General features: G+C 29.0%; 23 protein-coding genes and 1 pseudogene. 17 read left to right on the plus strand and 7 right to left on the minus strand.

The window, feature by feature from the left end; translation table 11 throughout:
• The first annotated feature begins 310 nt into the window (after positions 1 to 310).
• Positions 311 to 1000, plus strand: coding sequence for an RNA methyltransferase (locus Q0L44_RS07185; protein ID WP_296637110.1), 690 nt, complete (start codon positions 311 to 313; stop codon positions 998 to 1000).
• A gap of 7 nt (positions 1001 to 1007) precedes the next feature.
• Here Q0L44_RS07185 and Q0L44_RS07190 read toward each other — a convergent pair whose 3' ends face one another.
• From Q0L44_RS07190 to Q0L44_RS07205, 4 genes are all read right to left on the minus strand, one after another.
• On the minus strand, positions 1008 to 1376 hold the full coding sequence (locus tag Q0L44_RS07190) for a DUF4258 domain-containing protein (RefSeq protein ID WP_296637111.1): 369 nt from the start codon (positions 1374 to 1376) through the stop codon (positions 1008 to 1010).
• Between the two features lie 48 nt (positions 1377 to 1424).
• Complete coding sequence (locus Q0L44_RS07195) at positions 1425 to 2621, minus strand: alanine dehydrogenase (RefSeq protein ID WP_296637113.1); 1197 nt, start codon at positions 2619 to 2621, stop codon at positions 1425 to 1427.
• A gap of 9 nt (positions 2622 to 2630) precedes the next feature.
• Positions 2631 to 3035, minus strand: coding sequence for a tRNA (adenosine(37)-N6)-threonylcarbamoyltransferase complex ATPase subunit type 1 TsaE (gene tsaE, locus Q0L44_RS07200; RefSeq protein WP_296637115.1), 405 nt, complete (start codon positions 3033 to 3035; stop codon positions 2631 to 2633).
• 76 nt (positions 3036 to 3111) lie between these two features.
• Positions 3112 to 4659 carry a bifunctional response regulator/alkaline phosphatase family protein gene (locus Q0L44_RS07205; protein ID WP_296637116.1) on the minus strand — a complete coding sequence of 516 codons (1548 nt, stop codon included), beginning with the start codon at positions 4657 to 4659 and terminating at the stop codon, positions 3112 to 3114.
• 130 nt (positions 4660 to 4789) lie between these two features.
• On the opposite strand from Q0L44_RS07205, the gene Q0L44_RS07210 reads away from it, so the two are divergent.
• The 10 genes from Q0L44_RS07210 (at position 4790) to Q0L44_RS07255 (ending at position 15893) form a co-directional block, all read left to right on the plus strand.
• Positions 4790 to 6013 carry an HD domain-containing protein gene (locus Q0L44_RS07210; RefSeq protein ID WP_296637118.1) on the plus strand — a complete coding sequence of 408 codons (1224 nt, stop codon included), beginning with the start codon at positions 4790 to 4792 and terminating at the stop codon, positions 6011 to 6013.
• A gap of 45 nt (positions 6014 to 6058) precedes the next feature.
• Entirely contained in the window at positions 6059 to 7093 is a 1035-nt protein-coding gene (gene lpxD, locus Q0L44_RS07215; RefSeq protein WP_296637120.1) for a UDP-3-O-(3-hydroxymyristoyl)glucosamine N-acyltransferase, read from the plus strand.
• Positions 7093 to 8484 (plus strand): bifunctional UDP-3-O-[3-hydroxymyristoyl] N-acetylglucosamine deacetylase/3-hydroxyacyl-ACP dehydratase, encoded by a 1392-nt coding sequence (locus Q0L44_RS07220; RefSeq protein WP_296637122.1) that lies wholly within the window; start codon positions 7093 to 7095, stop codon positions 8482 to 8484. Before lpxD ends, Q0L44_RS07220 begins: the two co-directional genes overlap by 1 nt.
• Positions 8485 to 8487: 3 nt before the next feature.
• Entirely contained in the window at positions 8488 to 9273 is a 786-nt protein-coding gene (lpxA, locus tag Q0L44_RS07225; protein WP_296637124.1) for an acyl-ACP--UDP-N-acetylglucosamine O-acyltransferase, read from the plus strand.
• 9 nt (positions 9274 to 9282) lie between these two features.
• On the plus strand, positions 9283 to 9849 hold the full coding sequence (efp, locus tag Q0L44_RS07230) for an elongation factor P (protein WP_296637126.1): 567 nt from the start codon (positions 9283 to 9285) through the stop codon (positions 9847 to 9849).
• An 18-nt stretch (positions 9850 to 9867) separates the two neighbouring features.
• Positions 9868 to 10785: a UDP-3-O-(3-hydroxymyristoyl)glucosamine N-acyltransferase gene (locus tag Q0L44_RS07235; protein WP_296637128.1), complete on the plus strand. Its 918-nt coding sequence runs from the start codon at positions 9868 to 9870 to the stop codon at positions 10783 to 10785.
• Between the two features lie 68 nt (positions 10786 to 10853).
• Positions 10854 to 11729: a succinate--CoA ligase subunit alpha gene (gene sucD, locus Q0L44_RS07240; protein WP_296637129.1), complete on the plus strand. Its 876-nt coding sequence runs from the start codon at positions 10854 to 10856 to the stop codon at positions 11727 to 11729.
• Positions 11730 to 11816: 87 nt separating this feature from the next.
• The gene (gene fabG, locus Q0L44_RS07245; protein ID WP_296637130.1) at positions 11817 to 12563 is read left to right on the plus strand and encodes a 3-oxoacyl-[acyl-carrier-protein] reductase; all 747 of its coding nucleotides are present in this window, start codon (positions 11817 to 11819) and stop codon (positions 12561 to 12563) included.
• Between the two features lie 560 nt (positions 12564 to 13123).
• The gene (locus Q0L44_RS07250; protein ID WP_296637131.1) at positions 13124 to 14998 is read left to right on the plus strand and encodes a VWA domain-containing protein; all 1875 of its coding nucleotides are present in this window, start codon (positions 13124 to 13126) and stop codon (positions 14996 to 14998) included.
• Positions 14999 to 15062: 64 nt separating this feature from the next.
• Complete coding sequence (locus tag Q0L44_RS07255; protein WP_296637132.1) at positions 15063 to 15893, plus strand: prohibitin family protein; 831 nt, start codon at positions 15063 to 15065, stop codon at positions 15891 to 15893.
• Between the two features lie 53 nt (positions 15894 to 15946).
• Here the strand turns inward: Q0L44_RS07255 and Q0L44_RS07260 are convergent, their stop codons facing one another.
• Positions 15947 to 16288: a helix-turn-helix transcriptional regulator gene (locus tag Q0L44_RS07260; RefSeq protein ID WP_296637133.1), complete on the minus strand. Its 342-nt coding sequence runs from the start codon at positions 16286 to 16288 to the stop codon at positions 15947 to 15949.
• A gap of 309 nt (positions 16289 to 16597) precedes the next feature.
• Here Q0L44_RS07260 and Q0L44_RS07265 point away from each other — a divergent pair, with 309 nt between their 5' ends.
• From Q0L44_RS07265 to Q0L44_RS07285, 5 genes are all read left to right on the plus strand, one after another.
• On the plus strand, positions 16598 to 17653 hold the full coding sequence (locus Q0L44_RS07265; RefSeq protein WP_296637134.1) for a M14 metallopeptidase family protein: 1056 nt from the start codon (positions 16598 to 16600) through the stop codon (positions 17651 to 17653).
• Positions 17654 to 17728: 75 nt separating this feature from the next.
• Positions 17729 to 18208: a winged helix-turn-helix transcriptional regulator gene (locus Q0L44_RS07270; RefSeq protein WP_296637135.1), complete on the plus strand. Its 480-nt coding sequence runs from the start codon at positions 17729 to 17731 to the stop codon at positions 18206 to 18208.
• Between the two features lie 116 nt (positions 18209 to 18324).
• On the plus strand, positions 18325 to 20304 hold the full coding sequence (locus Q0L44_RS07275) for a dehydrogenase E1 component subunit alpha/beta (RefSeq protein WP_296637136.1): 1980 nt from the start codon (positions 18325 to 18327) through the stop codon (positions 20302 to 20304).
• Positions 20305 to 20334: 30 nt separating this feature from the next.
• On the plus strand, positions 20335 to 21339 hold the full coding sequence (locus Q0L44_RS07280; protein WP_296637623.1) for an NADP-dependent oxidoreductase: 1005 nt from the start codon (positions 20335 to 20337) through the stop codon (positions 21337 to 21339).
• Between the two features lie 5 nt (positions 21340 to 21344).
• The gene (locus Q0L44_RS07285; protein ID WP_296637137.1) at positions 21345 to 21530 is read left to right on the plus strand and encodes a CPXCG motif-containing cysteine-rich protein; all 186 of its coding nucleotides are present in this window, start codon (positions 21345 to 21347) and stop codon (positions 21528 to 21530) included.
• Between the two features lie 9 nt (positions 21531 to 21539).
• On the opposite strand, the gene Q0L44_RS07290 is transcribed toward Q0L44_RS07285, so the two are convergent.
• Positions 21540 to 22241, minus strand: coding sequence for a pseudouridine synthase (locus Q0L44_RS07290; RefSeq protein WP_296637138.1), 702 nt, complete (start codon positions 22239 to 22241; stop codon positions 21540 to 21542).
• 153 nt (positions 22242 to 22394) lie between these two features.
• A complete protein-coding gene (locus Q0L44_RS07295; protein ID WP_296637139.1) occupies positions 22395 to 22724 on the minus strand; it encodes a DUF805 domain-containing protein in 330 nt (109 codons plus the stop codon).
• 206 nt (positions 22725 to 22930) lie between these two features.
• Here Q0L44_RS07295 and Q0L44_RS07300 point away from each other — a divergent pair.
• Positions 22931 to 23286: pseudogene (locus Q0L44_RS07300) on the plus strand (arsenical-resistance protein); the annotation flags it as partial.
• Positions 23287 to 23291 lie beyond the last annotated feature (5 nt).

Below are 23291 nucleotides of genomic sequence, written 5' to 3' on the forward strand. Positions count from 1 at the left end.
TCTAAAATTTTATTTATTAATATCTTTATTTTTTTAAATAATGTATCCACATTTTAGTTAGTTTTGACTTTTAAAATTAGTTTACTCCGATAAAAAAAAACATTACAGACAATAGTAGTAATAAGTTATTTTCATATTTAATTGTGAAATTTTAAAACATTTTTTGCATTATACTACACAACTTTTAAGAGTTTATTTTCTTATTTTCACCTTTCTATTATCTAATTAATATAAATAATTTTTAATAGAAATAAACCTCTAAATATTATCATTAAGTTTTTATTCTTCTTAGAAATAAGAATAAAATGATATGTTTGTATTTATGGAAAATGAAAAATTACTTTTATACTTAGAAGACTTTCTAACTGCAAAAAGAAAAGCTACTTTTAGGAGTGTATTAGATGAAAGAACAAGACATTTTTCTGTGGTGTTAGAGGATATTTATCAACCACATAATGCAAGTGCTGTTTTTCGTACTTGTGATGTTTTTGGAATTCAGGATTTACATATTATTGAAAATAGATACATCAATAGAGTATCTAAATATGTAACAAAAGGCGCACAAAAGTGGATTACAAGTAAACGTTACAAAACTGATGGCGATAATACATTAGCTTGTTTAAATCATCTAAAAGAGAATGGGTATCAAGTTATTGCAACTTCTCCTCATGCAGAGGCCAGTAACTTGAATGATTTTAATATTGATAAAAAGACCGCTTTTGTTTTTGGAGCTGAAGCTTCTGGAATTTCAGAAACGGTAAAGAATAATGCAGATGGATTTTTAAAAATACCAATGGTTGGTTTCACAGAAAGTTTAAATATTTCTGTTGCAGCCGCAATTATTTTACAAGAGGTAACTTCTAAATTGAAAAAAAGTAAAATAGATTGGCAATTAACTTCTTCAGAAAAAGAGAAAATATATTTGAACTGGATAAGGAAAACAATTAAAAATGTTGATCAAATTGAAGGTCGATTTTTTAAAAACTATCAGAATATTTAATTAAACTTTATTCTAAGAAAATGCTCTTTATTGTTGCTGTATAATCGCATCGTATCACATACAAACTTACGTTTTTTAATTCTTTTTTGCCTGTAATATAATATTCTGCGCAAGGTTTTTTTCTTTGTTGACTTTTACCAAAGTCAACATCACCAAAATTTAAAATTCTTTCAATCTTTAAACTGTCTATTTTTGAAGAATTCATTACCATTTTGGCTTCGTTAGAAAAGATCCTCTCACGAATTCTTATTGTTTTTAAAGTTCTTGCATCCATTCCATAATCGAATGAGGTATTTTTCTTCTGCCAAAAAAAATATACACCAATAGAGCTAATACTTACACCCACTAAAAAATAACCAATTCGTTTAAGTAACATTCAAAAAATTTAAGAACAAATTTAAGGTTTTTTATATTTAGAATTGAATTACAAAATTAATAAATTGATTTCTCTAAATGGTAAATCAAACCATTCAGCAACTGTTTTATTTGTTAAAATTCCATGATAAAAATACATCCCATTTCTAAGGCTCTTGTCAAATCTTGCTGCATTTTCAAAACCTCCTTCTTCAGCAATATTTAATAAATAAGGTGTAAATATATTACTTAATGAAACAGATGCTGTTCTTGCATATCTTGCAGGTATATTAGGTACACAGTAATGTATTACACCATGTTTTACAAATGTAGGTTTGTTGTGAGAAGTTACAGAGGATGTTTCAAAACACCCACCTCTGTCTATACTAACATCTACTAAAACTGATCCTTCTTTCATTTTTTCTACCATTGGCTCAGTGGCGCATATTGGTGTTCTATTTTTACCTCTAATAGCTCCAATAGCAACATCGCACCTCATAAGAGCCTTTAAAATTGCCTTAGGTTGTAGTGTTGATGTATAAATTGGAGAAGGCAAGCAATGCTGTAACCTTCTTAGTTTAGAGATTGAGTTATCAAAAACTTTTACTCTTGCTCCAAGTCCAATAGCTGTTCTTGCAGCATACTCACCAACCGTTCCAGCCCCAAAAATAACAACACTTGTTGGTGCTACTCCTCCAATATTGCCAAATAATAGACCATTTCCTTTGTTAAAGACGCTCATTAACTCGCTTGCTATTAAAACAGAAGCTGTTCCTGCAATTTCACTTAATGATTTTAATACAGGGTATGTATTATGTTCATCCTTAATAAAATCAAATGCAACAGCTGTTATCTTTTTCTTTGCCAAGCAATCGAAATAATCTTTTGTTTGTGTTTTTAATTGAAGTGAAGAAATTAAAACTGTTTTTGGGTTTATATAGGTAATCTCCTCTAAAGTTGGAGGAGCCACTTTAAGTACAATGTTACACTTAAATGCTTCTTCTACATCATAAGCAATTTTTGCGCCTGCATCAGAATATTCTTTATCTGTGTAATTTGCAGATTCTCCGGCTCCAGTCTCTATAACTATGCGATGCCCATTTGCTGTAAACGCAGTAACAGCGTCAGGAGTTAAACATACTCTTCTTTCACCTGAATGTGTTTCTTTTGGTAAACCTATAAAGAGCTCTCCCTTTTTCTTTTGAATTTCCAACATTTCTGTTTGTGGTAATAATTCTTCTTTACTGAAAGGAGAAAACTGACTCATATTTATATTTTAGTTGATTTTAATATTTCGTGCCCCACTTTCTAATTGGGTAAGATGAATTTCTACAGCATCTAGAGGTAATAAATTTACAATATTTTCTGGCCACTCTATAAAACACCAACTATTACTGTACAAATAATCTTCTATACCAATATCTAAAGCCTCTTCTTCATTGTTAATTCTATAAAAATCAAAATGGTATACCGTATTATTCTTTGAAGTATATTCATTAACTAAAGAAAAAGTAGGAGAGGAAATAATATCATTACTACCTAATTCTTTGCATAATTGTTTTATTAGTGTTGTTTTTCCAACACCCATATCTCCATAAAATAATAAAACATTGTTAGGAGCATTTTTAATTATATCTTTAGATAGTTGAGTAATATCTTCTAATGTGTAGTTCTTATCCATATTACAAAAGTAATGCGTTCTTTGAAATATTTAGAGTTTGAAAATTTAAAAATACTATCCTTAAATATAAATAGAATTATTTAGGGCTATAAATTACACACGGAATAATCATTTCTTCTAATGAAATACCTCCATGCTGATAGGTGTTTTTATAGTATTTTACAAAATGATTAAAATTATTAGGGTATGCAAAAAAGAAATCTTCTTTTGCAAAGATAAATGGGCTGTTCATTGCTCCAGTTGGTAAAAAAATATCTTTAGGGTTGCGAACAGCGTAAACATCTTTCTCTTCATAAGTTAAACTTTTACCAGTTTTGTAACGTAAATTTGAGCTTATATTTTTATCTCCAATTACTTTAGAAGGATGTTTGCAATTTATAGTACCATGATCTGTAGTTAGTATTAATTTTTGCCCCAATTCTTTTGCCTTTTGTATGATTTCAAAAAGTGGAGAGTTTTTAAACCAACTTAAAGTAAGACTTCGATAAGCTTTATCATCTCCTGCTAACTCTTTTATAACCTCCATCTCTGTTTTAGAATGTGAAAGCATATCTACAAAATTATAAACAACAGTTGTTAAATCATTTTGCTTAGTACCATTAAAATTGTCTGCTAAATCTTTACCACTTTTTAAAGATGTTATTTTATAATATTCATGCTTAATCTTTAAATTTAATCTTTTTATTTGAGCAGATAAAAATTCGTTTTCATATAAATTCATTCCACCTTCATCTGTATCATTCTTCCAATAATTTGGATATTTTTTTTCCATTTCTAGTGGCATTAAACCAGAAAAAATAGCATTTCTTGCATATTGAGTAGCGGTAGGTAAAATAGAAAAATAAGAATTTTCTGTTTCCTTCTTGTAGTAATTATTTATCAGCGGTTCTAATATTTGATATTGATCATATCTTAGATTATCAATTATAACCCACAAGACTCCTTGATCTTTGTTTAGTTTTGGTACAACATAATTTTTAAAAAGAGTATGAGAAAATGTAGGAGAATCATTAGAAGTTAAAAAATCTTCGTAATTTCTTTTAATAAATTTAAAAAACTGATTATTTGCTTCTTGTTTCTGACTTTCTAAAATGCCCAACATACCAGAGTCGCTTATGCCTTCTAATTCTAATTCCCAATGAATTAACTTCTTGTACAGTATTATCCAATCTTCATATGAGTTTACCAAAGATAAATCAATTGCAATTTTTCTAAATTCTTGTTGATAGTTAGCTGTTGTTTTCTCAGAAACTAATCTAGAATTATCTAAATTCTTTTTTAGACTTAAAAGAATCTGACTCGGGTTTACAGGCTTAATTAAGTAATCTGCGATTTTAGAACCGATTGCTTCCTCCATAATATATTCCTCTTCGCTCTTAGTAATCATAACCACTGGTAAGTTGGTCTTAATTTGCTTTATTTGCGCCAATGTTTCTAGGCCTGTTAAGCCAGGCATATTTTCATCTAGAAAAACAATGTCATAATTATTTTCTTTTACCAAGTCTATAGCATCTGCTCCATTGGTAGAAGTTGTAGTTGTGTAATTTTTACGCTCTAAAAATAGAATATGAGGCTTTAAAAGCGCTATTTCGTCATCTACCCACAATATTTGTATGTTACTCATATATTCTAAATTTCATTTACTAAAACGATAAAAATAATATTTTGTTGTAATTATGAGATGTTCTAAATGATAAAATATTGCTAAAAAAAATAATGTTCGTACTTTGCTAGAGAATTGAAAAAATGATTTTTTGAAAAATAAAAAAGAAAATAAGCTTAAAATACTTAACGATCCTATTTATGGATTTATTCAAATTCCAAATTCATTAATATTTGATATTATAGAGCATCCTTATTTTCAAAGATTAAGAAGAATTGCACAAATGGGTTTTTCTAATTTAGTATATCCTGGGGCTAATCATACAAGATTTCACCATGCCATTGGTTGTATGCATTTAATGCAAAAAGCAGTTAGAGTTTTACGTTTTAAACAAATAGAAATATCTGAAGATGAAGAAGTAGCAGTATGCATTGCTATTCTTTTACATGATATTGGTCATGGTGCTTTTTCTCATGCTCTAGAAAATAGTATTGTCAACGGAATTTCTCATGAAGAAATTTCTTTGAAATTCATGAAAGTTTTAAATAAAGAGTTTCAAGGTAAGTTAGATTTAGCTATTGAAATATTTGAAGGAAAATACGCAAGAACATTTTTAAATCAATTAATTTCTAGTCAATTAGATATAGATCGTTTAGATTATCTGAAAAGAGATAGTTTTTATACTGGGGTTACTGAGGGTAATATTTCTTCAGATCGATTAATTGCAATGATGAATGTAAAGGTAGATCAATTAGTCATTGAGCAAAAAGGAATTTATTCTGTAGAAAAGTTTTTAATAGCAAGAAGATTAATGTATTGGCAAGTCTATTTACATAAAACAGGTTTAGTTGCAGAGCATATTTTGGTAAATGTTTTAAAGAGAGCGAAAGAATTAAGTGAACGTGGCGTTCAATTATTTGGAAGTAGCTCACTCTCATATTTTCTTACCAACCAAATAACTTCGGAAAATTTTACGATTAAAACGTTAAATACCTTTGCTCAATTAGACGATTTTGATGTGTTAGCAGCAATAAAAGAATGGACAAATCATTCAGATCCAGTATTGTCTTTATTATCACAAATGCTTGTAAATAGAAAATTACTAAGAATTGAAATTCAGAACAAAGAATTTAGTACAAAAAAAATTGAAAAACTTAAAAATAAGTTTTCAAAAAAAATGAATATCGCTGTTAGCGATTTACATTATTTTATATTTTCTGATAAAATTAAAAACCATGCCTATCAAATTGAAAAACCAATTTATATATTAAGTAAAAAAGGAAAACTAAAAGATATTGCTAAGGCCTCCGATCAGCTAAATCTCCAAGCGCTAACCAAACCTGTAGTAAAATATTTTATTTGTTACCCAAAGTAAAATGAAATTAGCCAAATACTTATAAATTTTATACTTTTGCATTTGATGAAATTTACAGCGCAACAAATAGCAGACATCTTAGGAGGTGAAGTTGAGGGAAACCCAAATGAAGAAGTTTTTAAGCTATCAAAAATCGAGGAAGGAGAAAAAGGTTCATTAACTTTTTTGTCAAATCCAAAATACAATCCTTACTTATATTCTACAAATGCCTCTATTGCAATATTAGATAAGTTTTTTGTCTTGGAAAAAGAGACAACAGCAACATTAATAAGAGTAGATAATGCCTATAAAGCATTTTCTAAATTATTAGAGTTCTATAATAATGTCAAAAACAACAAAGAAGGAAGAGAAAATCCACATTTTATAGCAGATTCTGCTAAAATTGGTGATAACGAATATTTAGGAGCATTCTCTTACGTTGGAGAAAATGTGACTATAGGAAGCAATGTTAAAATTTATCCAAATTCATATATTGGTGATAATTCTGTTATAGGAAATGATTGTGTAATTTTTTCTGGTGTAAAAATCTATTCAGAGACAATAATAGGTAACCATTGTAAGATTCATTCAGGGTGTACTATTGGGTCTGATGGTTTTGGTTTTACACCTGATTCAAAAGGACATTTTAAAGCGGTTCCTCAAATCGGAAATGTAATCATTGAAGATCATGTAGATATTGGATCTGGCTCTACAATTGACAGAGCTACTTTAGGGTCTACAATTATAAGGCAGGGTGTTAAATTGGATAATCAAATACAAATAGCACATAACGTAGAAATTGGAAAAGATACAGTAATAGCTGCACAAACAGGGATTGCAGGATCTACAAAAATAGGTAAAAACTGTATGATTGGTGGTCAGGTAGGTATCGTTGGTCATATCACTATTGGGAATGGCGTTAAAATACAAGGAAAATCTGGAGTAACGAAGAGTATCAAAGACAATGAAATTGTACAGGGTACTCCAGCATTTAACTACAACGATTTTAATAAAAGTTATATTCATTTTAGGAACTTGCCAAAAATTTTAGCTGCATTAACAGATATAGAAAAAGAGTATAATACTCAAAAAGAAAATTAATGAGTAACAAGCAAAAAACAATACAAAAAGAAGTTACATTATCTGGTGTAGGTATACACACAGGTAATACAGTGTCTATGACACTAAAACCAGCACCAATAAATCACGGTTTTGCATTTAGTAGGGTAGATTTAGAGGGAGTGCCAACAATTGAAGCAAAAGCAGAATATGTAGTTACCACACAAAGAGGAACTAACTTAGAAAAAAACGGAGTTAAAATACAAACTTCAGAACACGTGTTAGCAGCTGCTGTTGGTTTAGATATAGATAATTTATTAATAGAAATTAATGCTTCAGAGCCCCCAATTATGGATGGTTCCTCTAAATATTTTATTGAGGCATTAGAAAAAGCTGGTATTCAAGAACAAGATGCCAACAGAGATGAATATGTTGTTAAAGAAATTATTTCTTATAAAGACGAAGTTACAGGAAGTGAAATTATTTTAATGCCTGCAGAACAATACCAAGTTACAACAATGGTAGATTTTGGTACTAAAATTTTAGGTACTCAAAATGCTACTTTAGACAACCTTTCAGATTTTAAGGAAGAAATTGCAGCAGCAAGAACATTTAGTTTTCTACATGAAATTGAAATGTTATTAGAAAATGATCTTATTAAAGGTGGAGATTTAAATAATGCTATTGTTTATGTTGATAAAGAGTTGTCTGAAAATACAATGCAAAAACTTAAAAAAGCATTTAAGAAAGACGATATTGCTGTAAAACCAAATGGTATTTTAGATAATTTAACGCTTCATTGGGCTAATGAAGCTGCACGTCATAAACTATTAGATGTTATCGGAGATTTAGCATTAGTAGGAACTAGAATTAGAGGTAAGGTAATTGCAAATAAACCTGGTCACCTTGTAAATACTCAATTTGCTAAAAAATTAGCAAAAATAATTAAGGCAGAAAAAAGAAATAATGTACCTAATTATGATTTAAACAAAACACCATTATTGGATATTCACCAAATAATGGATATACTACCACATAGGCCTCCCTTTTTGTTAGTAGATCGAATTTTAGAACTTTCTGATAAACACGTTGTGGGAATGAAGAATGTAACAATGAATGAAAATTTCTTTGTAGGTCATTTTCCGGGATCTCCAGTAATGCCAGGCGTCTTACAAGTGGAAGCTATGGCGCAATGTGGAGGAATATTAGTATTAAGTACAGTTCCAGATCCTGAAAATTATTTAACATATTTTATGAAAATGGATAATGTTAAATTCAAACAAAAAGTTTTGCCAGGAGATACACTTATTTTTAAAGCTGAATTAATTACTCCTATTAGAAGAGGAATTTGTCATATGCAAGCATATGCTTATGCAAACGGAAAGTTAGTTGCAGAAGCAGAATTAATGGCTCAAATTGCCAAGAAAAAATAACCTATGAATCAACCATTAGCTTACGTTCACCCTCAAGCAAAAATTGCAAGAAACGTTGTAATTGAACCTTTTACTACTATTCATAACAATGTTGTTATTGGATCTGGCACTTGGATAGGCTCTAACGTAACCATTATGGAGGGGGCAAGAATTGGTAAAAACTGCCGAATTTTTCCTGGAGCAGTCATTTCTGCAATTCCACAAGATTTAAAGTTTGATGATGAAGAAAGTACTGTAGAAATTGGAGATAACGTTACCATAAGAGAATGTGTTACCATAAATAGAGGTACAAAAGATAGAATGAAAACAACTATAGGAGACAATTGTTTAGTAATGGCATATTGCCATATTGCACATGATTGTTTTGTAGGTCAAAATTGTATTTTCTCAAACAATACAACTCTGGCAGGACATGTGACTATTGGAGACAATGTTGTATTGGCAGGTATGGTTGCAGTGCACCAATTTGCTTCAGTAGGAAATCATGCCTTCGTAACAGGAGGTTCTTTAGTTAGAAAAGATGTTCCACCATATGTTAAAGCAGCAAGAGAACCATTATCTTATGTAGGTATTAATTCAGTTGGTCTAAGAAGAAGAGGATTTACAACTGAAAAAATTAGAGAAATTCAAGACATATTTCGAATTCTATTTCAAAAAAACTTCAACTATAGTCAGGCAATAGATATTATTGAAGCCGAGATGGAGGCTACTCCAGAGCGAGATGAAATTATACAATTTATTAAAGATTCACACAGAGGAATCATGAAAGGATATTACAAAGCAAATTAAAACAAAGAAATGGCAACAACATCAGATATTAGAAACGGTTTATGTATTAGGTATAATAATGATATTTATAAAATAATAGAATTTTTACATGTAAAACCAGGAAAAGGACCTGCATTTGTAAGAACAAAATTAAAGAGTGTTACAAATGGTAAAGTTGTAGACAATACTTTTCCTGCAGGAAGAAAAATAGATGATGTAAGAGTAGAAACACATAAGTTTCAGTACTTATACAATGATGGTGAAACTTATCATTTTATGAATGAGCAAGATTATTCACAAATTCAATTGCAGAAGAGTGCTTTAGATACACCAGAACTAATGAAAGAAGGTGAAGTTGTAACTATTATAATCAATTCTGAAGATGATATGCCACTTTCTGTAGAGATGCCTTTAAGTGTTATATTGCAAGTTACTCATACAGAGCCAGGTGTAAAAGGTAATACAGCTACAAATGCAACAAAACCTGCAACTGTAGAAACAGGAGCTTCAGTAAATGTACCCTTATTTATTAACGAAGGTGATAAAATTAAAGTAGAAACTACTAAAGGAACTTATCAAGAACGTATTAAGGAGTAATTTTGTGTTTAAAATTTTATGAAATTTAAAAAACCGCAAACTTTACTGCAAATTGCAACATTATTAAATGTAGATTACATTGGTAATGCTATTTTTGAAGTATTAGGAATTAACGAAATTCATGTTGTAGAACAAGGTGATATTGTTTTTGTAGATCATCCAAAATATTACGAAAAGGCTCTAAATTCAGCTGCAACTATTATCTTAATTAATAAGAAAGTAGATTGTCCTGAAGGTAAAGCTTTATTAATTTCTGATGATCCTTTTAGAGATTTTAATAAAATTACCAATCATTTTAATCCATTTATAGCATCTACTGTTAGTATTTCAGACTCTGCAAAAATAGGCGAGAATACAATTATACAACCAAATGTTTTTATTGGTAATAATGTAACTATTGGTAATAACTGTATAATTCACCCTAATGTAACCATCTATGATAACGCTGTTATTGGTAATAATTGTTCAATTCACGCCAATACAGTTTTAGGAGCTGACGCTTTTTATTACAAAAATAGACCTACAGGTTTCGATAAATTAATTTCTGGAGGTAGAGTAGTTTTAGAAGATCATGTAGATTTAGGAGCTTCTTGCACTATAGATAAAGGTGTTACTGGAGATACAACTATTAAAGAGGGCACTAAAATTGATAATCAAGTGCATGTTGGACATGACACTGTTATTGGTAAAAAATGCTTAATTGCTTCTCAAACAGGTATTGCTGGTTGTGTAATAATTGAAGATGAAGTAACAATTTGGGGTCAAGTAGGCACAAATAGCGGAATTACAATTGGTAAAGGTGCTGTTATTTTAGGCCAAACAGGAGTGACGAAATCAGTATCTGGTGGAAAATCTTATTTTGGAACACCAATAGAAGAATCTAGAGAAAAATTAAAACAATTGGCAGGCTTAAAAAGATTGCTAAAAGAAAAATAAATCGCAAATAAGTTTTTTATAAAAGTAAACAATAACTATTTTTGTGTAACTAAATTTAAAAAACAACCATGAGTGTTTTAGTAAATAAAAATTCAAAAATTATTGTACAAGGTTTTACAGGTAGTGAAGGTACTTTTCATGCTGGCCAAATGATTGATTATGGTACCAATGTTGTTGGTGGTGTTACTCCAGGTAAAGGAGGTCAAGAACATTTAGGAAAGCCAGTTTTTAATACAGTTGTAGAAGCTGTAGAAAAGGCAGGTGCTGATACTTCAATAATTTTTGTACCACCAGCTTTTGCAGCTGATGCTATTATGGAATCTGCAGATGCAGGAATAAAAGTTATCATTTGTATTACTGAAGGTATACCTACAGCGGACATGGTTAAAGTAAAAGCATATATAGCTGACAAAGATACTAGATTAGTTGGGCCTAACTGTCCAGGAGTGATTACTCCAGATGAAGCTAAAGTTGGTATTATGCCAGGTTTTATCTTTAAAAAAGGTAAAGTAGGTATTGTATCTAAATCTGGTACTTTAACGTATGAAGCTGCAGATCAGGTTGTAAAACAAGGGTATGGAATTACTACTGCAATTGGTATTGGTGGAGATCCTATTATTGGAACAACTACTAAAGAAGCTGTAGAAATGTTAATGAATGATGATGAGACTGAAGCAATTGTAATGATTGGTGAAATTGGAGGTAATTTAGAAGCTGAAGCTGCACAATGGATTAAGGTTGATGGTAATAGAAAACCAGTTGTTGGTTTTATTGCTGGGCAAACTGCACCTGCAGGTAGAACAATGGGACATGCAGGAGCTATTGTTGGTGGAGCAGATGATACAGCACAAGCTAAAATGAAAATATTAGAAGAAAACGGTGTTCACGTTGTAAGTTCTCCTGCTAAGATTGGAGAGATGGTAGCTAGCGTTTTAAAAGAATAAACAACATATTAAATTTGTTGAAGAGAATATTCCCGTTAAAAACGGGAATTTCTTTTTTATATTTACATTATAATTAAATAGAATTTTATGAAATTACTAGATAATAAATCAGCAATAATTACAGGAGCAACAAGAGGTATTGGACGTGGAATTGCTATTGAATTTGCAAAGCAAGGATCGAATGTAGCTTTTACTTACAGTTCATCTGTTGACGCAGCAAATGCTTTAGAAGAAGAACTAAAAGCACTTGGAGTGTCAGCTAAAGGGTACCAGTCTAATGCAGCCAATTTTGATGCAGCTCAAGAATTATCAAAAGAGGTTTTAGCGGAATTTGGATCAATAGATATTTTAGTAAATAACGCAGGTATTACTAAAGATAATTTATTAATGCGTATTTCTGAAGAAGATTTTGATAAAGTAATAGAAGTAAACTTAAAATCGGTTTTTAATTTAACTAAAGCAGTAATTAGACCTATGATGAAGCAACGCTCAGGTTCTATTATTAATATGAGTTCTGTTGTTGGTTTAAAAGGTAATGCAGGTCAGACCAATTATGCAGCATCTAAAGCAGGTATTGTAGGTTTTTCTAAATCTGTTGCTTTAGAATTGGGTTCTAGAAACGTTAGAAGTAATGTGATTGCTCCAGGTTTTATAGAAACTGAAATGACAGATAAATTAGATGAAGCTACCGTGCAGAGTTGGAGAGATTCAATTCCTTTAAAAAGAGGAGGTAAACCAGAAGATATTGCTAATGCCTGTGTTTTTCTTGCTTCAGATATGAGCGCTTATATTACTGGACAAACGCTATCTGTAGATGGTGGTATGTTAACCTAGTTTGTCAACTCATTTTACAGATGACCGATAAAACTTATGCAACGAGCTTATTAATAATTTAGAATAGGATTATAGATTTATAATTACAATGTAAAATAAATAAACTCCTATGAAGAAGAAAAAATTATCACTAGAACAAGTTCTTGTAGTAAATGCTTTAGAAAAACAACACCTAACAAGTTATCAGATTTTAAAAAAATTAAAAGTATTTCTTTAATTTTAGTTTTATATAATATTCTCGATGATTTAAAGAGTATGGGGGTTTTAAAAAGTCACACGAAAAAAGACTCCAAGTTCTATTACATATCTCATAATATTTAATTTATATTTTAATTTAGCCTGTAACTTTTAATGTTGCAGGTTTTTTTTTTAAGTTGATATGTATATCTTTCAAACAAATTATAAATTTGACAGTTTTAAATTATACATTCATTATTCTGAGTATTCTCTTAAGCGGATTTTTTTCCTATTTCCACTACTATTTTAAGACGAAGAGTAAAAGTGAATTTACCAAGTATCTTTTTATACTTAGATTTTTAAGTTTCTTTTTGCTTTTTTTGTTGTGTATTAACCCTAAAATAGAACGAACAAAACTTAGTAATGTAAAACCTATTCTTTCAATACTTAAAGACAATTCATCTTCTATATCTTATTTAGATTCGCAAGAAGATGTTAATCGAGTTGTTTCGGTGTTAAAAAATAATAAAGCCTTAAATTCTAAATTTACAATTCAAGAGTATAAATTTGGCAAGCAATTAAATACCTCTAACGCAAAATTAGTAAGTGAAAAAAGTACTGATATATATAAATCAATTAAACAGCTAAATACCTTACAAAACAATAAAGTAGCTCCAATAATTCTAATTACTGATGGTAACCAAACACAAGGAATTGATTATGAATATATAAATTCAAAATCACCAATATTTCCTGTAGTTATAGGAGACACTTCTGTTTATAGTGACGTTCGTATTTCTAAAATAAACGTTAATAAATTTAGTTTTTTCAACAACAAATTTCCAGTAGAAATATTTTTGAATTATAATATTAGTTCTAATGTTAATCTTCCAATTACAATACAAAAGAGGGGGAAAACTGTTTTTAAAAAAACAATATCTTTTTCTAAGAAAAAAAAATCGTTTATTTTAAAAACAGAATTAAATGCTCAAGAAGTAGGAACTCAATTTTACGATGTATCAATAGGGGCAATTCTTAACGAGAAAAATAAAGTTAATAACAACAAATCTTTTTCTTTAAAAGTTATTAATGAACAACAGAGAATTGCATTAATTACAAGTACAATTCATCCAGATTTAGGAGCATTAAAAAAAATTATAGAAAGTGATCAAAAAAGAACACTAAAAATATTAAATGCAACTGCATCTTCAATAGATTTAAATGACTATCAATTGGTAATATTATACCAACCCACAGCAGATTTTTTTTCAATATTTGAAAAAATAAAAGAAAATAATATAAATTTTTTACTTGTTTCTGGAGAAGCTACAGATTGGAATTTTATAAATCAAAATCAAATTGGTATTCACAAAAATGTTATTCCACAAACTGAATATTACTCACCTATTTTTAATAATAATTTTATACCTTTTAAAGTAGAAGATTTAAATTTTAATGCTTTTGCTCCTTTAAAAGATAAATTTGGTGATATTACTTTTAAAGAAAAGAATAATATTTTACTTTTTCAAGGAATTAATAACCTAGCAACAACTCAACCTTTACTTGCAGTATCTTCTTCAAATAAGCAAAAGAAGGGTTTTTTATTTGGGCAAGGAATATGGAAATGGAGGGCAGCAAGTTTTTTACAAACAAATTCATTTAAAGATTTCGATTACTACATGGGTTCTTTATTACAATATTTAACAAGTAGAAAAAAACAGGAAAGATTATCAATTTCTATAGAGAATTCTTATGCTATTAATTCTTACATAACAGTTAGTGCATTCTTTACAGACGAAAATTATTTATTTGATGATAGAGCTAACTTAGAAATTAAACTTTCTCATTTAGAAACAAAAGAAGTTCTAGTTGCTCCTTTTTCTTTAACCAATAATTCGTACGAACTAGTTTTAGAGAATTTAAATGCGGGCACTTATTCTTATGAGGTAAGCGTTGTCAACCAAAATATTAAAAAAACTGGAAAATTTAAAATTAGTGAATTTAAAGTTGAAGAACAGTTTACAAGTGCAAATGTGAATAAATTAAAAAAGCTAGCAATAAATACTAAGGGAGAACTATTTTATAAAAATCAAGTAGCGCTTTTAATTAAATCTTTAGTTGAAAATGATTCATTTTATACAATTCAAAAAGCTACCAAAATAAAAGAGGAATTAATTAATTGGAAATGGATAATGTTTTTAGTTATAGGTTTAATAACTTTAGAATTGATTGCCAGAAAATATTTAGGAAAAATATAATATTTTAACAATTGTCTTTAAGAGTTATATATCGTAAATTTGAATAAATTAAAAAATAAATAAAATGGCAAATAATCAAATGGAATTCAATTTTCCAAAAGGTGGTGTTTTTATCATCTTAATTTTAATAGGTGTTTTTATACTTTTCTCTAAATCTACAGTTACTATAGGGCCTGGTGAAGGTGGTGTAATTTTCGAAACACTTGGAGATGGTATAAATACAGAGAAAACATATGGAGAAGGTTTTCATATTGTAGCACCTTGGAATAGAATGATTGTAAGAAAAGTACGTCAACAATCAATTTCTGATGAAATGAATGTGCTTTCGGTAAATGGTTTAGAAGTTAAAGTAAATGGAACAATTTGGTATGAACCAGAATTTCAAAATTTGGGATCTTTAATTAAAACAAAAGGAGAAGATTATGAAAGAGAGTTATTGGATCCTGCAGTAAATGCAGCAGCTAGAAGTGTTGTAGGGCGTTATACTCCAGAACAGTTATATTCTAGTAAAAGAGATGTAATTGAGCAAGAAATTTTAGACGAAGTAAGATTGGTTCTAGAAGGTCAATTTTTAACTGTAAAAAGAGTTTTAGTAGAAGATGTAAAGTTACCAACCACAATTAGAACAGCTATTGAAACAAAGTTAAAACAAGAACAAGAATCTTTAGAATACGAATTTAGATTAGCAAAAGCTAAAAAAGAGGCAGAGAGACAAAAAATTGATGCTGAAGGTAAAGCTGTAGCTAATAAAATTTTAAGTGCTTCCTTAACTGAAAAAATACTTCAAGAAAAAGGAATAGATGCTACATTAGAACTATCTAAATCTCCCAACAGTAAGGTAATAATAATCGGTTCAGGTAAAGATGGTTTACCAATAATTTTAGGAAATCAATAAAATTAAACTTTCTTCAAATAAAAATCCAGCTATTATGCTGGATTTTTTTTGTTTTATTTTTTAAATTCTTCAAAAGTTCCATCATTATAAAAAACAACAATTCTTTTCATATCTTTTGATAGGTTGTTTTGAGGTGTGTTATTAAAGAGTGGTGTAGGAGCTCCATTCGTTTTAGGAAACTCACCTGTTCCATTTAACAACCAATCTAAAGTCACTTCTGTAAAAACTTTTGTAATTTTTAAAACAAAATCTAAACTCGGTTTGTTTCTACCCGATAATACATGAGAAATGCTAGACCTTTGAACACCTACTTTATCTGCAAACGAAGATGCAGAAATTTGATGATATTCCATTATTTTTTGAATACGATTTGTAAACTCCTTACTGTTTAACATTGTACTATATTGTTTTTTAGCAAATGTAAAATAAATTAAAAAAGTTTCCAATTTAAAAAGACGTACAATTAATTAAAAGAACATTTAATTATACTAAAGGTTTAGTTTATTATATTTAAAATAATGATTTACAATATTTTAAATTTTTTAAAATCATAATTATAATTTATTCTTATTGTCTAAGAAAAACAATATAAAACTTGTTTACAAAAGTAATTTTTGCTTTTGTATTAGTGATTTACAATTGTAATATTTTTTATTGTTTACCTCTTTTCAAAAGTTTAATTTTGTAACCTAAAAACAAATAAATTGGAAACTTTAGAAGTAAGTGAAATAAGTGCTCTTTACAAAAAACAAAAAGAAGAGAAGTTACTTGGTAAATGGATTACTTTAACTGATATAATGCCTTTAATAGAAAAACATAAAGATGTATTTACTATTTCTACTATTGGCGCTTCTGAAAAAAATAAAGCTATTTATTCATTACAAATTGGTTCTGGTGATAAAAAAATATTAGTTTGGTCTCAAATGCATGGAAATGAAAGTACTGGAACAAGAGCTATGTTCGACTTATTTAATTGTTTTAGTTATGCAAATGATTTGTTTTTAAAAAAAATATTAAAAGAATGTACATTGATTTTTGTTCCAATATTAAATCCTGATGGTGCAGAAAAATATACAAGAGTTAATGCTAATGGAATTGATTTAAATAGAGACGCTGTAAATAGAGTAGCAAAAGAAAGTAAAGTGCTAAGAAGTTTGTTAGAAAAATTTAAACCTTCTTTTTGCTTTAATCTTCATGATCAAAGAACTATATTTAACGTAGAAGGAACAAAAAATACTGCTACAATATCTTTTTTAGCCCCTTCTGAAGAAGAATCTAGATCTATAACTCCAGGGCGTATAGAAACAATGAATGTAATTGTAGGTATAGACACTTTATTACAAAAAATAATACCTGGTCATGTTGGTAGGTATACAGATGAATTTTATCCAACTGCAACTGGCGATAATTTTCAAAAACTTGGATATAATACTGTTTTAATTGAGTCAGGACATTATCCTAATGATTATCAAAGAGAAAAAACAAGAGTTTTTACATTTTACAGTATACTACAAGGTATATACCATATTGCAACTTCATTAAGTTTTAAAGAATATAAACCTTATTTTAAAATTCCTAACAACGATAAAGTTTTCTTAGATGTAATTCACAGATTTGAAAATAAAGATGATGTTGGGTACTTATATGAAGATCAAATAATTAATAAAAATTTAGTATCCAACTTAGTTAAAGTAGATGATTTTAACATTTCTGATAAAATTGGACATCACGAAATCGTTTTCGAATCGAAAAAAAATTAAATATTTCTCATCATTTATTGATTTATATTAAATTAAATTTATATTTTTGTCTTGTAAATTGAATAAAATATAAAAATGAAAAAGTTTATTTTAGACGAAATAGATCATCAAATTCTAGATATCCTAATAGAAAATGCTAGAACACCTTTTACCGACATTGCTAAACAATTATTAGTTTCTGCAGGAACCATTCATGTTCGTGTAAAGAAAATGGAAGATGAAGGTATAATACAAGGTTCTACTTTGACTTTAAATTATGAAAAGATGGGATATTCATTCATAGCCCATGTTGGTGTTTATTTAGAAAAAACATCAATGACGCAAAATGTAATCGAAAACCTTAGAGCAATTCCAAATGTTACTGTAGCATACGTAACAGCTGGTAAATACAATATTTTCTGCAAAGTAAGGGCTAAAGGAACAAACGATGCAAAGGATATAATCTATCAAATAGACGATGTTCCTGGAGTTAATAGAACAGAAACAATGATTGCTTTAGAAGAAAGCATTAATGATAAAAAAAGAATGATGCATGCAATTTTTGCAGAGCTTTAAAATTAAAAAATTATTTAAAAAAATCCTTGTCAATCGATAAGGATTTTTTTTTTGCAATAAAAAGTATTTTCTTTAACTTAAAAATTAATTTATAATTAATATTTTTTATCGTGATTATGAATGACACTTTAGATACAAATTTAAGTAACTCAACGCTATTAGATTTATACCAACTGATATTAAAACCCCGATTAATAGAGGAAAAAATGTTGATTTTATTAAGACAAGGTAAAATATCTAAATGGTTTTCAGGAATCGGACAAGAAGCTATTTCTGTTGGGGTTACTGCTGCCTTGGATGAAGATGAATATATTTTGCCAATGCACAGAAACCTTGGGGTGTTTACCACAAGAAATATTCCATTATATCGTTTATTTTCTCAATGGCAAGGAAAAATGAATGGATTTACCAAAGGAAGAGATCGAAGTTTTCATTTTGGTACTCAGGAATATAATATTATTGGTATGATTTCTCACTTGGGTCCTCAGTTAGGAGTTGCAGATGGAATTGCATTAGGCAATTTATTAAAAAAAAACAATAAAGTATGTGCTGTATTTTCTGGAGAGGGAGGTACTAGTGAAGGAGATTTTCATGAGGCATTAAACATTGCCTCTGTATGGAGTTTACCTGTTTTATTTTGTATAGAAAATAATGGTTATGGTTTATCTACACCTATTAAAGAGCAATTTAATTGTATTCATATATCAGATAAAGGTTCAGGCTACGGGATGGAGAGTCATATTGTAGATGGAAATAGTATTTTAGAGGTTTATTTAAAAGTAAAAGAAATTGCTGATCATATTAGAAAAAATCCAAAACCAGTTTTAATTGAATTCAAAACTTTTAGAGTTCGTGGACATGAAGAGGCCAGTGGTACAAAATATGTCCCAAAAAAAATGATAGATTTTTGGAAAGCAAAAGATCCGCTACTCACTTTTGAAAAGACTTTAGAAGAAAAAAGAATTTTAACCCCAGCTTTAAAGAAAAATTATATCTCTAACATTCAATCAGAAATTAATGAACATCTAAAACTCGCTTTTGATGAAGATTTTATTAAGCCAGACAAAAACATTGAATTAAAAGACGTCTTTAAACCCAAATCATTTGAACATATTTCTCCATCTGCTGAAACAAAAAAAATAAGATTTGTAGATGCGATTTCTGAGGCATTATCTCATGGTATGGAAAAATATGATAATCTTATCATTATGGGGCAAGATATTGCGGCTTATGGAGGTGTCTTTAAAATAACAGAAGGGTTTTTAGAACGTTTTGGAAAAGAGAGAGTAAGAAATACACCTATTTGTGAATCTGGAATTGTATCAACAGCTTACGGATTAGCAATAAATGGAATGAAAGCAATTGTAGAGATGCAATTTTCAGATTTTGTATCTTCAGGTTTTAATCCAATTGTAAACTTACTGGCAAAATCACATTACAGATGGTCTCAAAGCGCAGATGTAGTTATTAGAATGCCTTGTGGAGCAGGAGTAGGCGCAGGTCCTTTTCATTCTCAAACAAACGAAGCTTGGTTTACAAAAGTGCCGGGTTTAAAAGTGATTTATCCGGCATTTCCAGAAGATGTAAAAGGACTTTTAGCTAGTGCTATAGAAGATCCAAATCCAGTTTTGTTTTTTGAACATAAAGCATTGTATAGAGCTATATATCAAAAAGTACCCACTAATAATTATACCATAGAAATTGGAAAAGCAAAACTAGTTAAAACTGGACATAATATGACAATCATTACCTATGGAGCTACTGTTCATTGGGTTTTGGAAATTTTAGAGAGCTATACAGAAATTTCTGCAGACCTTATAGATTTAAGAACTTTACAACCACTTGACACTAAAACAATTTACAAATCTGTTCGTAAAACAAATAAAGTTATTGTTGTTCAGGAAGATTCACTTTTTGGAGGTATAGCTAGTGAAATTTCAGCTTTAATTACTGAAAATTGTTTTGATAGTTTAGATGCGCCAGTCAAAAGAGTAGGTAGTTTAGATACCCCAATTCCATTTCAAAAAGATTTAGAAAATCAATATCTAGCAAAATCAATATTAACAGAAGTAATTTTAGAAACACATAATTATTAAGTAATTTTATGATTTAAAATGAAAAAATTAATGACCAATAAACAAATAATATTTAAACAGCGCCCATCAGGTTATCCAGACGAAAATACTTGGAAACTTCAAACTAGCGTATTACCTGAATTAGCAGAAGGGGAACTCTTAATTCAACAACATTATATATCACTAGACCCAGCTATGCGGGGTTGGATGAATGATTCAAAATCCTATATACCACCTGTTGAAATTAATGCTGTAATGAGGTCAGGTTCTATTGGTATTGTTATAAAAAACAATGGAAATCCAAAGTTTGAAATTGGAGATATTGTAACTAGTTGGGGAGGTGTTCAGCAGTATGTAATTACAAAAGGAGAGGGCTGGTATAAAGTAGATACCGATTTAAAAAATATGCCCAAACATATTGGAATGTTTGGAATGCCAGGTATGACTGCATATTTTGGCATTTTAGAAGTAGGTAAAATAAAAAAAGGAGATATTGTTTTAATTTCTGGAGCAGCTGGTGCTGTTGGTAGTATCGTTGGTCAGATTGCAAAAATTAAAGGTTGTAAAGTAATTGGTATTGCAGGTTCTGATGAAAAATGTAATTATCTTACTTATGATTTAGGTTTTGATGCTGCTATTAATTACAAAACAGAAAACATTTATACGGCCTTAAAGAAAAAGTGTCCAGAAGGTATAGATGTTTTCTTTGACAATGTTGGAGGTAAAATTTTAGATGCTGCTTTAAGTAAGTTAAGAATGCACGCAAGAGTAGTATTATGTGGTGCTATTTCTCAATACAACAACAAAGCTAAGATTCAAGGACCAAGTAATTATTTATCTTTATTAGTAACTAGATCTACAATGCAAGGAATGGTTGTAATGGATTATACTAAACGTTTTGGAGAAGCAGGCAAACAAATGGGAGAGTGGCTTAAAGAAGGGAAGTTGCAATCTAAAGAGGCTATTTTTAATGGCATTGAAAACTTTCAAGATACGTATGAGCGTCTTTTTACGGGTGATAAAAAAGGAAAATTAATTCTTAAAGTAATCGAATAAAAATAGTGGAGCAAGAACATTTTTTTCAATGTCCAAATTGCTGGGAAGACATATCTATGATTTTGGACAGTAGTGTAAGGCAGCAAACGTATATAGAAGATTGTGAAGTATGCTGCAACCCAATAGAAATAACGCCAAGTTTTGAGACTAACGAATTAATTGGTTTTGAGGCACAATCTATTGAGCAATAAGTTGTAAATTTATAATGGATTTTTCCATGAAAAGTTCTCAAAAAGAGTTATCCAATCTTTTGGAAAAGGTGCAATTAAAATTATTTCTTTAGATATAAATGGATGATTAAAAATTAGTTTTCCTGCATGTAAAAATAAGTTTTTAAACCCCCATTTTTTTTCAAACATTAAATCGTGATTCTTATCACCGTATTTTGTATCTCCAATAAGGGGATGGCTAATTTTATTTGTATGCACTCTTAATTGGTGCATTCTACCTGTTTTTGGATGCATTTCTACTAAACTATATCTACTTGTATCGTAAGGATTTACAGGTATTTCTAGTATTATATTCTCTAATGTTTTTAAATGTGTTAATGCTTCTTTATGCACTTTTGCATCTCTACCTTTTACTGGAGAGTCAATTTTTTTTTCAACAGGTGAAAAACCACGGACTACACCATAATATATTTTTTGAATTTTTTGTGTCGTAAATAATTCTTGAAAACTAGAAACAAATTCTTTTTGTTTAGCTAGTAATATTATCCCAGAAGTTTTTCTATCTAATCTGTGAATAGGGTAAACCTTTAAACCAGTTTTCTTAAAAATAAGTTGAAGTAATGAATCCTCGTTAGAAATATTTCTAGAATGATGTGCATGATGAACTAAGACATTATTAGGTTTTGATACACCTAGTAAATATTCATCTTCATAAATAATTGTAATATCCATTATTTCTCAATCAATTGAGTTCAAATATAAACGGATTTAAATTACATTTTCTTAAGATTAGTATTTTTTTTGAAAGGTTTACAAATAAATTAGTAAACTAAGTTTACCTACAAAGTGGATTTAAATAAAATTAATATTTATTTAAAAAGATTATTAACCCCATTTATTTTTAAATGCTTGACTTTTACTAACTGCTAAGTATAAATTATAAAAAGGAATAAGTAAAAACCACCCACTTTTACCAACATCATGCATACGTCTTATAGCTAAAGCGATAAATGGTATAAAGGATATGGCCATAAAGAACGTCTCTAATATCCCATTTTCATTATTTTCATAAAAATTAGTTTCTAACAAAGTGTCTAAAGATTTACATAATAATCTTGTTAGAACGTATAATAAATAAAAAATCCAGAATTCTTTACGAGAAGATCTTCCTTTAAAATCTGAATATTGCTGAAATGGTTTTATATAATAATTCATAAACAAATATAATATATTAATTTTTTTCTATTTTACATAATATAAATTATAATACATTTTTAATTAGAGATTTTACAGAAAATAATTCTTAATTAAAAAATAATTAGAACGATCTACATAGACAGAACGATGTAATTATTATGTAGTATTATAAAAATATCCAAGAAGCATTCGTTTTCATAAATCAAACATTTTTGTTTGTTTTTATATTTACAATAATAGTTATGTTTTCCTTAAAAGGAGAATTAATTGTGGAAATACCTATGGATGTTGTAGTGATAGCTATACCGCTATTAATCTATTTTTCTTTAATGTTTATTATCGGTTTTTTTTTACAAAAGCTACAGGATCAGAATATGACAAAACAGCATCTGTAGCATTTACAGCTGCAGGTAATAATTTTGAATTGGCAATTGCTGTTGCTATTGCTGTTTTTGGTTTAAACTCTGGTCAAGCATTTACTGGGGTAATTGGTCCATTAGTAGAAGTACCTGCTTTAATTCTTTTAGTTCGTGTTTCATTTTGGTTAAGAAAAAGATATTTTAATAATAGTATAGATTAATTAAA

This window comes from Polaribacter sp. (assembly GCF_024639685.1).
Classification (GTDB): domain Bacteria; phylum Bacteroidota; class Bacteroidia; order Flavobacteriales; family Flavobacteriaceae; genus Polaribacter.